General features: G+C 54.4%; 11 protein-coding genes. 6 read left to right on the top strand and 5 right to left on the bottom strand.

Features of this window, described 5'->3' with window-relative positions; translation table 11 throughout:
• Positions 1-65 precede the first annotated feature (65 nt).
• Positions 66-473 carry a winged helix-turn-helix transcriptional regulator gene (locus D6Z24_RS15970; RefSeq protein WP_129127603.1) on the bottom strand — a complete coding sequence of 136 codons (408 nt, stop codon included), beginning with the start codon at positions 471-473 and terminating at the stop codon, positions 66-68.
• 97 nt (positions 474-570) lie between these two features.
• Between D6Z24_RS15970 and D6Z24_RS15975 the strand changes: the two genes are divergently transcribed.
• Positions 571-1,428 carry an SDR family oxidoreductase gene (locus D6Z24_RS15975; RefSeq protein WP_129127604.1) on the top strand — a complete coding sequence of 286 codons (858 nt, stop codon included), beginning with the start codon at positions 571-573 and terminating at the stop codon, positions 1,426-1,428.
• A gap of 328 nt (positions 1,429-1,756) precedes the next feature.
• Positions 1,757-2,863 (top strand): Fic family protein, encoded by a 1,107-nt coding sequence (locus D6Z24_RS15980; RefSeq protein WP_129127605.1) that lies wholly within the window; start codon positions 1,757-1,759, stop codon positions 2,861-2,863.
• A gap of 303 nt (positions 2,864-3,166) precedes the next feature.
• On the opposite strand, the gene D6Z24_RS15985 is transcribed toward D6Z24_RS15980, so the two are convergent.
• Complete coding sequence (locus D6Z24_RS15985) at positions 3,167-3,505, bottom strand: hypothetical protein (protein WP_129127606.1); 339 nt, start codon at positions 3,503-3,505, stop codon at positions 3,167-3,169.
• 567 nt (positions 3,506-4,072) lie between these two features.
• Positions 4,073-4,444 (bottom strand): hypothetical protein, encoded by a 372-nt coding sequence (locus D6Z24_RS15995; RefSeq protein ID WP_129127608.1) that lies wholly within the window; start codon positions 4,442-4,444, stop codon positions 4,073-4,075.
• A gap of 252 nt (positions 4,445-4,696) precedes the next feature.
• On the opposite strand from D6Z24_RS15995, the gene D6Z24_RS16000 reads away from it, so the two are divergent.
• The 3 genes from D6Z24_RS16000 to D6Z24_RS16010 all read left to right on the top strand — a co-directional run bounded on the left by D6Z24_RS16000 (position 4,697) and on the right by D6Z24_RS16010 (position 7,835).
• Positions 4,697-5,830 (top strand): potassium channel family protein, encoded by a 1,134-nt coding sequence (locus D6Z24_RS16000; RefSeq protein ID WP_129127609.1) that lies wholly within the window; start codon positions 4,697-4,699, stop codon positions 5,828-5,830.
• Positions 5,831-6,085: 255 nt separating this feature from the next.
• On the top strand, positions 6,086-7,159 hold the full coding sequence (locus D6Z24_RS16005; protein ID WP_129127610.1) for a GTP pyrophosphokinase: 1,074 nt from the start codon (positions 6,086-6,088) through the stop codon (positions 7,157-7,159).
• A 370-nt stretch (positions 7,160-7,529) separates the two neighbouring features.
• On the top strand, positions 7,530-7,835 hold the full coding sequence (locus tag D6Z24_RS16010) for a hypothetical protein (protein WP_246014692.1): 306 nt from the start codon (positions 7,530-7,532) through the stop codon (positions 7,833-7,835).
• A gap of 693 nt (positions 7,836-8,528) precedes the next feature.
• Here the strand turns inward: D6Z24_RS16010 and D6Z24_RS16015 are convergent.
• On the bottom strand, positions 8,529-9,062 hold the full coding sequence (locus D6Z24_RS16015) for a DUF4870 family protein (RefSeq protein ID WP_129127612.1): 534 nt from the start codon (positions 9,060-9,062) through the stop codon (positions 8,529-8,531).
• 227 nt (positions 9,063-9,289) lie between these two features.
• On the opposite strand from D6Z24_RS16015, the gene D6Z24_RS16020 reads away from it, so the two are divergent.
• The gene (locus D6Z24_RS16020) at positions 9,290-11,017 is read left to right on the top strand and encodes a tetratricopeptide repeat protein (RefSeq protein WP_129127613.1); all 1,728 of its coding nucleotides are present in this window, start codon (positions 9,290-9,292) and stop codon (positions 11,015-11,017) included.
• Between the two features lie 105 nt (positions 11,018-11,122).
• On the opposite strand, the gene D6Z24_RS16025 is transcribed toward D6Z24_RS16020, so the two are convergent.
• The gene (locus tag D6Z24_RS16025; RefSeq protein ID WP_129127614.1) at positions 11,123-11,362 is read right to left on the bottom strand and encodes a dihydrofolate reductase family protein; all 240 of its coding nucleotides are present in this window, start codon (positions 11,360-11,362) and stop codon (positions 11,123-11,125) included.
• Positions 11,363-11,430 lie beyond the last annotated feature (68 nt).

Raw genomic sequence — 11,430 nt, forward strand, 5'->3', positions numbered from 1 at the left:
TTTCTCAGAAGTCCTCAGATTTTCTCCGTGGCCAAAGGTTTCGGGCTTCTTGTCGTTCTCTTAAATCACTTCCGCACGCTCTCTTCCGGGTCCACCGCCCGCTGGACCGCCATGATGCTCGGCAGGTTCCCCTCGATCCAGTCCGCCAGCGCCTCGACCTTCTCTCCTATGGCTCTCCCTAGCGGGGTGAGCGAGTACTCCACGTGAGGCGGCACCACCGGATAGGAGACGCGGTCGACGAAACCGTCCTTTTCAAGGTACTGGAGCGTCTGCGCCAGCATCTTCTCACTCACTCCCCCCACTTTGCGCCGCAACTCGCTGAAACGGTGCGTCTTTTCCATCAACGCCACCAGCACGAGAACGCCCCACTGGCTGGTCACATGCTTCAGTATTTCACGCGACGGGCACTGCACGCAGAACAACTCCCCGCGGCGCATCTGGCCCGACAGGCTCACTACTTCCGGCTCACTCATGACACTTACCTTTTTGTGCGTACTTACTTTTTGTAATCGCTGTTGCTATGCTCCACCTGTAACACAAATCGCATCCGCACATAAAGGAGATACCCACATGATAGTCATCACCGGAGCCACCGGACAGTTGGGGCGCCTCGTCATCGCGTCGCTTCTGAAGAAAGTACCCGCCTCGCGCATCGTCGCCGCGGTACGTAACCCCGAAAAGGCCAAAGACCTCTCCGCACTCGGCGTACAGGTGCGCCGGGCCGACTACAACGCGCCCGAGACTTGGGAAGGCGTGCTCGCCGGAGCCGAAAAGGTGCTGCTCATCTCCTCCAGCGAAGTGGGGCAACGCGTAAATCAGCACCGAAACGTCATCGACGCGGCTAAAAAAGCAGGCGTGAAGCTCCTCGTCTACACCAGCCTGCTGCGCGCCGACACCACGCCGCTTGGTCTCGGCGCGGAGCACATCGCTACCGAGACGCTGATTCGCGAATCCGGCGTCCCGTTCGTCATTCTGCGTAACGGCTGGTACACCGAGAACTACGCCGCCGGCATCCCTGCAGCCGTCGAGCACGGCGCTTTCTACGGCTCCGCAGGCGACGGCCGGATCGCGTCGGCCGCCCGCGCCGACTACGCGGAAGCCGCCGCTGCCGTACTCACCCGTGAAGGGGAGGGTGGACGGATCTACGAACTTGCCGGCGACACCGCCTACACCCTCACCGAATTCGCCGGTGAGATCTCCCGTCAGTACGGCAAAGAGGTCAACTACGTAAACCTCCCCGAGTCCGAGTACAAACAGCTCCTCCTCTCCGTCGGTCTTCCCGAGCCGTTCGCCGCACTTCTCGCCGACTCCGACAGCGGCGCCGCCAAGGGAGGGCTCTTCGACGACAGCCATCAGTTGAGTGTCCTGATCGGCAGGCCGACCACCTCCCTCGCAGCGGTGATAGCCCAAGGCAATAAAAGTGCTTAGAGCGCTAGGCTACCTCTTCAGTTTCCACGTGCAGAAAAGCCCACCGGATCATCCGGCGGGCTTTATGTTCAAAGTACGATAAGACCGTTAGCCACGGAGGAAATCTGAGAAAATCTGAGAGAGGCAAACACTAGAGCGGGGATAACCCCCTCTTTTGTTTTTGGTTCAGATTTTCTCAGAAGTCCTCAGATTTTCTCCGTGGCCAAAGGTTTCGAGTAGGTTTTTTGAGTTCGCTACCCGGCGGCTTTTCATATTTGTTTTTAATATCGCACCATGTTATAAACGGTAAAGCGTCTCAAAATATGAAGCGATTTCTGAAGCGAAAGATATGATCGATTACATCTGGCAGCAAAAAAACTGGCCTCATCTTACCTGGGACACGGACCGACTACTGATTCCGTTGGGAGAGTGCCGCCTTTTGCAAGGAAAACTCCTTAGCAGGGTGGCCGGGCTGGGCTTCAATCTCGGTACTCAGGCACGGGCCGAAATCCTGGTCGAGGAGACCATAAAGACATCCGCCATCGAAGGGGAACAATTGGATGTTCGCTCCGTCCGCTCCTCGGTCGCGCGCAGACTTGGATTGCCTGCAGCGGGGATGCCGGTTGACCGACGCATAGACGATCTTGTTTCCGTGCTGCTTGACGCAACGCAGAATTTCGACCAGCCGCTCACCTTCGAGCGCCTGTGGGGGTGGCATGCGGCACTGTTCCCGTCGGGTTATTCGGGAATGCACAAGATAAAGGTAGGTGCTTGGCGGGAAGGTGCGGAGCCGATGCGCGTGGTTTCGGGGCCCCTCGGCAGGGAGACAGTCCATTACGAGGCCCCGCCGTCGGGGCGGGTTGCTGAGGAAATGGATGCTTTCCTTGCCTGGTGGGACGAGAGCAACGGTAAGGTCGAAGGCATCGTCCGCGCGGCGGTTGCCCATCTGTGGTTCGTCACCATTCACCCCTTCGAGGACGGCAACGGGAGGATCGCCCGTGCGCTTACCGATCTGGCGCTGGCTCAGGATGACAAACAGCCGGTGCGATACTACAGTCTCTCCACCCAGATCATGGCGGAGAGGGAAGGTTATTACGGCGTTCTGGAGAAATCGCAGAAGGGAGCTTGCGACATCACCGAATGGCTGGCTTGGTTTCTCGGCAGCTTCGCCCGGGCGATCGAGCGCTCGGAAAAGATACTTGACGGCGTTTTTTCGAAGTCGGAGTTCTGGCGTCGGCATGAGCAGGAGAAGCTGACAGACCGCCAGAAGAAAGCCGTCAACCGCCTGGTCGATGAAGGCGACTTTGAGGGAGGCTTGACGACGCAGAAATATGCGTCAATGACCCATTGCAGCCGTGCGACGGCCTTTCGGGAACTGGACCAACTCACCGAACTCGGCATATTGCGCCGAGACGGCCAGGGAAGGGCGGTCCGGTACCGGTTGGTTGAGGGGTAGAAGACGGCCGGGAAAAGCGGGGGGGCTGTAGGTAGTAAGAAGCCCGCCAGAATCGTCCGGCGGGCTTTATATTCAAAGTACGATAAGACCGTTAGCCACGGAGGAAATCTGAGAAAATCTGAGAGAGGCAAAACACTAGAGCGGGGATAACCCGCTCTTTTGTTTTTGGTTCAGATTTTCTCAGAAGTCCTCAGATTTTCTCCGTGGCCAAAGGTTTCGAGTAGGTTTTGGGACACAAACCGCCCCCCCCCGCGAAATGTGACCGAAACGGTGAAGGGCAGTGAGGCTGACGGCTGGGGAGAGCTAACCGGCGTGCATTTTTTTTGTCCGGCCCGTCGCACGTGGCGCCGGACGTTGCGTGCTCTCAATGAGCCTACCGCTTGCATACTTATGGATAATACTGGCGATCAATGTCTGATACGGCAAGCCTTCTTCTGCTGCACGCATTTGGATATCTTCTAAATCTCGAGATGATAATCGAATATTGATCCGTTTGTCCTTGGCCAGCGTCGCTGACGCACTGGAAGTGTAACGTGCCGTCTCCTCTTTAAGGTTAGGCACCGATTGCCATTCGCTATTTTCAAACGACGACACGATATCTTCTTCGTATTGTTTGTCTTCAGATTTTATCTTTTTCTTCATCGGGATTTGGCCTCTTTGATATACCTTTTAGTCGCGCTTCTACTTGGGATGATGGTTTTAAGGAATATTTCCTTCTCCGTTTCTATAAAAGGAACAAGATAGACGTAATCTCGGATATGGATGACAAAGATGCGCTGGTTTGGATATCGCTCTTTATTAGGATGCTCCACTACATCCAAGAGGCCACCTGTTGAGATAGATACTAGGGTTTCCTCAAATGAAATGCCACGTTCGGACTTCAGGCTCATGTTCTTGTCTGAGTTCCAGTTGACAGGTTTCATGACGCAATTTTAGACTCATGTGTGCCCTTTGTCATCTCGAAAAACTCTCAAGCCGGTAAGGCCGGGGGACCTGCAGGTACCAAGAAGCCCGCCGGATTGTCCGGCGGGCTTTATATTCAAAGTACGATAAGGCCGTTAGCCACGGAGGAAATCTGAGAAAATCTGAGAGAGGCAAAACACTAGAGCGGGGATAACCCTCTCTTTTGTTTTTGGTTCAGATTTTCTCAGAAGTCCTCAGATTTTCTCCGTGGCTAAAGGTTTCGGGCTTCTTGTCGTGGCGCTTAAATCACTTCCGCTCTCCCGCCAGCCGCTCGCACAGTTCCTTGAACGCCTTCGTATCGACCTTCAGCTCCACCGGCTTGCCGTTGTCCTGGTAACCGATGGTGACGAGGCCGCCGACGATCTCGTGCTCCATCTCGGCGAAGAGGACGGCCCGCGGGTTGATGAGGAGGTTGCCGGAGCGCAGAAAGCCTCTCTCCTCGAGGTCCCGGGCCATTTCCTCCTGCTCCGTCTTATGCACCTTTTTGAAGAGCTGCTTTCGTACGGCGCTGCCGTCGAACCAGACGTCGATGAGGCGCGTGTCGTCGCCTACAAGCGGATTCTCGGCCGGAGTGGTGAGTTGTGCGGCAAGGATTTTGTCGGTATTGATGTAACGCATCGTGGGCTCCTTGGAAAAAGGGAAGGCGGCATCCTGAACCTTGCCGCCGTGCGGTTGGCTCAATCTAATTTAAAGTCTGACACTCTTCAAGCTAATTCTGCCGGTGCTCTTACGTGGTCCGATCAACAGTACCGGCGCCGATGACTGAGGAATCTTCGTCAGCCGTTGCATCATACCGTCTTGGTGAGAGAATTTCTCGAACCGCTATGAGAGTGGAAAGCGGTGCGGCTGTACGCAGGGTGAGGGGCTGACATGGCAATTATGGCGATGCTTATTGGAGCTGTGCTGGTGCTCCTCGTGCTGTGGGAGGGATTCGAGACCATCATCTTGCCGCGCCGGGTGACGCGCCGTTTCCGCATCACGCGGGTCTTCTACCGCAGTAGCTGGCGTCCATGGACCTGGCTCATCCACAACTTCGTCCCGGTAAGACGCCGGGAAACATGGTTGAGCTACTTCGGCCCGCTGTCGCTTCTGCTTCTCTTGAGCATCTGGGCGGCGGTGCTGATCACCGGGTTCGCGCTCATCCACTGGGGCGGTTCCTGGTTTCTGTACCGCAATGGCGGCACCGACCTCATAAATGATCTCTACCTGAGCGGCACCACCTTCTTCACCCTGGGGATCGGCGACGTGGTGCCGAAAACGAGTCTGGGACGGCTGCTGGTGGTGATCGAATCGGGGATGGGGTTTGCCTTCCTGGCCCTGGTGATCAGCTATCTCCCGGCCCTGAACCAATCCTTCGCCCGACGCGAGGTGAGCATCTCTTTACTCGACGCGCGGGCCGGTTCGCCTCCCACCGCTTCCGAGATGCTGCGCAGGCACAGCCATCACGGTGGCGCGGAATCGCTTCGCGAACTGCTGCACGAGTGGGAGCGCTGGTCCGCGGAGTTTCTGGAGGGACACCTTTCCTACCCGGTGCTCGCCTATTTCCGTTCGCAGCACGACAACCAGTCCTGGCTGGCCGCGCTCACCTCGATCCTCGACACCTGCGCCCTGATCATGGCGGGGGTGGAGGGGACCTGCAACCGCCAGGCGGAGCTTACCTTCGCCATGTCGCGCCACGCGGTGGTCGATCTGGCGCTCGTGTTCAGGACCCAGCCGCGGCAACTGCCTGCAGACCGGCTCCCGCCGGCGAAGCTGGACGAGATCTGCGACATCCTCCGCCGCAACGGGCAGAAGCTGAAGGAGCGGGACGTCCTGGAGCAGAACCTCTCCGAACTGCGCCTCATGTACGAGCCTTACGTCCACGCGCTCTCCCGGCATTTCAAGGTCGGGCTTCCTCCGTGGGTGTCGCGGGAAAAAGGCTTGGACAACTGGCAGGCAAGCTTTTGGAAGCCTCCCGGCAAGCACCAGAAGGCTTCCGAGCAAAGCGAAGAACGGCACTTTTAATAAACCCCACTCTGAGAGCGCACCATTGCAGGCCTTGCCCAGACTTACAGCGAGGAACCGCATCCAGTAGGACAAGCTATTGCAGGGGCGATGAATATCACCGCGAGCGAATTCCCTTTTTGAAAGGGCTCACCTGTGCTATTGGAAAAACGGATAGCTTCGCGAGCGGAAGCTTAAATGCAAAAGCAGAGAAGATGCAGCCCCCCTGGCTGGTGGTAACCCGGGCGGTGCGTCTTGAGGATAAGGATTCGAATTATGGCATCACTTGATTTTGAACGGGAAAAGGCACTTTTCAGGAAATACTACGATACCAACGAGAAGCGGTTGATCGGGGCGAAGGACTCCTTTGTCGACATCGTCAGAACCCTGGTCGGGCAGACCGGAGCGGGGGCGACCACCAAGGTCGAGGGGCGCGTCAAGGAGAAAGAGGAGTGCATCAAGAAGTTCCAGCGCAAATACCAAGGGAAACTCGAGGCCGACGAGCAGCCCTACCAGGTCAGGGACTTCATCTCTGACCTGATAGGCGTGCGGATCGTCTGCCTCTATGAAGACGAGGTCCCGGTGGTGTCGGAACTGCTGCAGCGCAACTTCAGGATATTGAACGTAACCGACAAGACCTCCGCCGTCGAGAGCACGGAGGACTCCTTCGGCTACAAGGGACTGCACATGGACCTGGCCCTGGACCCCGAGGCGGCTTATCCCGTCAGGAACCTGCCGCCGGCCGATCTCTGCTTCGAGGTGCAGATCAGGTCCCTCATCCAGGACGCCTGGAGCATGCTGGACCACAAGATCAAGTACAAGAAGTCGATCCCGGTGGACCTGAAGCGCAGGATCAACGTGCTCGCCGCCCTCTTCGAACTCGCCGACCGCGAGTTCAAAGAGATCAGGAACGCCACCTCAGACCTGATGCAGCAGGCAACGGTGACGCAGATCGAACCGGAAGCGCCGGGGCAGGCGGTTTCCGCAGGCACGAAGACGGTGAACGCCTTCAACTTCGTGCCCATCGCCGCGCACTTTTTCCGTGACTTCGTCTTCGACGACGAGAAGGTGGACGATTTTGTCCAGGACATACTGGAACAAAACAGCACCCTGCAAAAGGCCGATCTGCACAGGTGTCTGAACGAGAACCTGAAGGTGGTCCGGGAGTACCGCGACCACATACTCGCGGAAAACCCCGAGAGGACCTTCAGCGCCTACACCTCGATCAGGCACTGTCTCCACCTCTACGACCAGGAGAAGTTCGCACGGATCCTCTCGAGAAGGAACAGGGAACGTTTCGTCGCATGGTTGAAGGCCAACCAGCCGGCGCCTGCAACACTGCAGCCCTGATCCCCCGTTTCTGCTCCGCCCCCCCCTCCCCAGAATTACAACCCATTCCAGAAGACCGCGGTAGCGCCGCTTGGCCTGGAAACCGGACTTCTCAGCGCCCTCAGGGGCGCTTGAAGTTTTTGGGCCCGCTTCCTCTTGCATTGCGTCACCTATGGAGTAATATACCTAAGATTTTGATAATTGAGGTTGGTTAATAAAATGAAGGACCAGGGCTTTCGCTGATGCGAAGCAAGGGAGGTGCGACGTGGGTTATCGGATCATACGAAACTACCGGAAAATGTGCCCAACGAAGTTTCACACCTTGGTGCAGAGAGTGGCTGCTGCCCTTTCTGACAAGACCAGGTTTCCCGATTCATTTTGGGAAGGGAGGTTGGCGCTGTTCCAGGCGTTTCTGGCTGCAGTGCTCAAGCACGATGCGGTGCATAACCAGTCCATCATGGGCAACAGGCTGTTGATTATGGAACGCGACGAACTTCAGAGGCAACTCGTCGTTTACCTTGAACAGATTGCTTTGCATCTGGAAATGGCTGCCATTTCGAAACCCGAGGTGTTCAGCGCCTCAGGATTTGACCTGAGCAGGGACAAACGGGGACACGGTCGGGGTAAGGCCGTAAATGCGGCACTCGGTGCCGCTCAGAGCGAGCAGGAAGGAGGGGAGGGCGGTACTTCATCTTGATGCGGTTCCGGCTCTCCACCGCATAAGTGGCATTACCCCACCTCTTTGCCAGGGGGTGCCCCTCGGCACCCCCTGTTTTTTTCTGCTCTCGCCGGACTCCCTTCTTTTCACGGCACCACGTAGACCGTCCTCCGCGCCAAGCGCTTCTTTCCTGCCCCCGCTGATCCCTAATAACCTGAGAGTTGTAAGTATGAAGTGAAACGTGATTTACATCGTGTAAACCTAGATGTACTTCGAGTCAGGCGAGATTGATAACATGTGAACCTTAATTCAGTTGCTACACATCTCGATGTATACGAAGTAAATAATGATGCATTAAAAGTAAACCGAGATATATTAGAAGTAAATCTAGATGTATAGGAAGTAAGTCGTTATACATTAAAGATAAACCTATGTGTATAAGAAGTAAGTCAAGATGCATTAAAAGTGAATCTAGATGTATTAAAAGTAACTCTTGACGCACACGAAGTAAATGATGATGTACGCGAAGTAAATCTACCTACACACGAAGTCAACCTTCATTTGCAGCGTGTAAATCGTGGTTCACGCGATATTTATCAGGATGCACGTCTTGTCACCCACGATATACGAACTCCAAGTCCGGGTTGAAAGAAGCTGACGAGGATGGAGGCGACAGATGATGCGACCTAAGGAGAAGCTGCGTCTTGAAGCGGACTGGAGAGGCGACCATTCTCAGTTCCGTGACGGCATCGGTTGGTCTTGGTTGAGCAGACGCCAGCCCTTGATGCTCTTTAAGATGACCCAGAGGTAGGTAAGGACGAGGATGACTGCCCCGACGCCGAAGAACAGGAGCAGTATCCCGAGGAGGTAGCCGATGAGGGATTTCCAGAAGATGCTTATCTGGTAGTCGAAATGCGTGCGCGGGAGGGCAGGGGAAGCGCTGCCGCGATAGACATAGGCAATAACGACACCTACGATCATGGTGACGCCCCAAAGAATCGCACCGATGTAGCAGCCGTAGACCACGGCAGGCATGGTCTTCTCCGATGCCTGTACCTTGTCGAAAGCCTCCGCGATGTCCCCCATGCCGTAGCCGATCAGGTAGATCTCGCGGGCGTGCTCCCCGTCCACTACGAAGTCGACCCGGTCCTTCGCTTGAGGCGCGCGGGGGCTTTTCCAGTCCGATCTCCCGAAGCGGTACCTGGTACCGTCAGCCGTCCTGATGACTCCCCCTTCCGCATCGATTCCAAGCACCATGCCTTCCATAAGTCCTCCCCCAGTAAACGAGCCGGTCCTACGGCGTTAAATAGTAGCCATGAAAAGAAGATGTTCAAGCTGCCTCCCTGGATATAGGAGCGCATGTGATTTAGTGCCGTTTTACTGGAGCTATAGCGGGAACGACTACGCTGCCCTAGACACCGTTTTTTTCTTGAGACTAAGAATGAACCAATGTAAACTGCGCCAATTTTCAATTTATCCAAGGAGATTTTTGCATGCGGAACGCTGCCTTTCTGCTAAGAGTCTTTGCCATTTTGTTGCCGTTTTTGCTCACTTCTAATGCCTATTCAAAAGTAAAAAAAGCGAATAAGCGCGTTGCTGACACGGAGACAACGGGCTTTTATGTATTGGTTGAAAAATTAGATGGTAGGTGGAAGATGCTGTCTGTAAGTAAAGATAGCGTTAACAGGAAAAATCCTAATCAGGAAATTATGTTTGTCAGCGAAGGGTTAAATTTAGTTCAGCCCGCATTCCTTGGCACTAGAAACGTAGATCCCAAAAGATATAGTGAGATGTGTAGCTACGCTGAAAGCGAAGATAAGCGCGGTTACTCAGCTTGTAACAGTAACCTGATGAAGTTCAACTCCGTCGTTTCGGGAATAGACAAATTCACCAATTTTGTTGGGCTAGGCGTTGCCGACAAGGATCACAGATACAACAAGTACATAGATACAGAAGCAGTGTCTGAGGTGGTTGCTCAGTCAGGCATGATGGCCAAGGTGAAACAATACGCTGCAGAAGAGGAGGCAAGACAAAGGGAGGAACAAGAAAAGCAGAGAATAGCGCTTGAAGACAAAAAGCGGCTGGAACGCGAAAAGGAGGTCCAGCTGAAGCTTGCATCTGAAGAGAAGGAAAGACAGACAAAAGCGAAAGAAGTCCGTGAGATCCATAAAGCCTTCCCTTTGCTGTTGATAGATAAGCAGGGCTTTGAAGGCAAGCTAAACAGTATTGCCGTCGCACGCGGGATGGAATTCCAAGCGGGCCCGGAGGACGCTGACCCCCACGTTGCATTGAAGCGCTTTACTTCGTTGGCTACAGCACGAAACAAATATGAAGCGATCTACGACGTCGGAATGTTGTACTACGAGGGGAAGGTTGTGAAGCAGGATTATAAGCAAGCATTTAGATGGTGTTCTGACGCCGCCGACAAAGGTTGTGCCGATGCCGAGGCGCAGATCGGTTATATGTACGGCAAGGGGGAGGGCGTCAAGCGCAATATGGTTCAGGCCGCGAAATGGTTGCGGCTTGCTGAGGCGAAAGGCTACGAAAACGCTCCGCCTAAGAACGACTTCGCTTCGGTAAAAGCTTGTATAGAGACTTCGCTTGCAGAAGACGTGAATTACTCACACTATGAAGTAATAATTAAATCGATCATAGATGTCGAGGCTGTAATTAAAAAACGAATGAATGTTGTTGCTATAGACAATGCTGACGCTATTAATCTGATGATAGAAGATGATGAATTTTTCCGAAATCACCCTGGAAGCAATATCGATTTGCGTTCCGGAACCGGTCTTTTGAAAGATAGGGGCGTGTCGTATAAATTTTCTAGTGGTGAAGTCCTGGCGGCAAATTATACCGGCGATAACGGTGTGACATTTGAAATTACAGATATAGACGGTGCAGGAGTAACCTTAAAAAACAAAATCAACAGTAACTATCTCAAATTCAGGTACGATGTGTGCGCCAGGAGTAAAGGAGGTTTTGTAGATATTTACTACGAGGATCTTGTTAAGTCGATAGCTTCTGAATCCAACAAAAAGGTGAAGTACAGCGATGTAGTCGCAGCTCTCAATCGTTACTATAAGGAAAAATACGAGCCCAAAGGGAAGTCTTTGTGGCAGTTAGCCGATGCTCTGCTTGTGAGTGGCGTTGAACGCGATTTGATCGCTACTGACATGGCAAAAATCATGCGGGGTAAAAGTGGCAAGAAGTCTAAATGATGAAGGTCAGTCATAAGGCGCCAGGTTCATGGGTGCCACCTCAGCATTCCTGCGCCCCCGTCCCTTCCGGACGGGGGCGTCTTCGTCTCATTTGGGTGGGGGCTTCTAAAGCTCCTTCGGTACTTGGTACCGCAACTCGGCGAAGCCTGAGCCGAACTGCTGCACAGATACCAGCGTGAGCGGGGGAGTGACCAGGCGACGCGGGAAGAGGGGCTTGCCTTTCCCCAAGGTGACCGAGCCCACCTGAACGATAATCTCGTCCAGAAGCCCGGCATCATGGAACTGACCGGCTAAATCGCCGCCGCCTACGATCCAGATGTTCTTGGAGCCCGCCGCTTTGCTCATCTCAGCATGTACAGGCCTCACGTTGCCATGGACGAAATGGATGGACGACCCAGAATTTCACTTTTAAG

The sequence above is a fragment of the Geomonas oryzae genome (assembly GCF_004117875.1).
GTDB classification, from domain to species: domain Bacteria; phylum Desulfobacterota; class Desulfuromonadia; order Geobacterales; family Geobacteraceae; genus Geomonas; species Geomonas oryzae.

Coding starts and splice junctions, on each gene's coding strand:
- D6Z24_RS15970 (WP_129127603.1), bottom strand. CDS start 473: ATGAGTGAGCCGGAAGTAGTGAGCCTGTCGGGCCAGATGCGCCGCGGG.
- D6Z24_RS15975 (WP_129127604.1), top strand. CDS start 571: ATGATAGTCATCACCGGAGCCACCGGACAGTTGGGGCGCCTCGTCATC.
- D6Z24_RS15980 (WP_129127605.1), top strand. CDS start 1,757: ATGATCGATTACATCTGGCAGCAAAAAAACTGGCCTCATCTTACCTGG.
- D6Z24_RS15985 (WP_129127606.1), bottom strand. CDS start 3,505: ATGAAGAAAAAGATAAAATCTGAAGACAAACAATACGAAGAAGATATC.
- D6Z24_RS15995 (WP_129127608.1), bottom strand. CDS start 4,444: ATGCGTTACATCAATACCGACAAAATCCTTGCCGCACAACTCACCACT.
- D6Z24_RS16000 (WP_129127609.1), top strand. CDS start 4,697: ATGGCAATTATGGCGATGCTTATTGGAGCTGTGCTGGTGCTCCTCGTG.
- D6Z24_RS16005 (WP_129127610.1), top strand. CDS start 6,086: ATGGCATCACTTGATTTTGAACGGGAAAAGGCACTTTTCAGGAAATAC.
- D6Z24_RS16015 (WP_129127612.1), bottom strand. CDS start 9,062: ATGGAAGGCATGGTGCTTGGAATCGATGCGGAAGGGGGAGTCATCAGG.
- D6Z24_RS16020 (WP_129127613.1), top strand. CDS start 9,290: ATGCGGAACGCTGCCTTTCTGCTAAGAGTCTTTGCCATTTTGTTGCCG.
- D6Z24_RS16025 (WP_129127614.1), bottom strand. CDS start 11,362: ATGAGCAAAGCGGCGGGCTCCAAGAACATCTGGATCGTAGGCGGCGGC.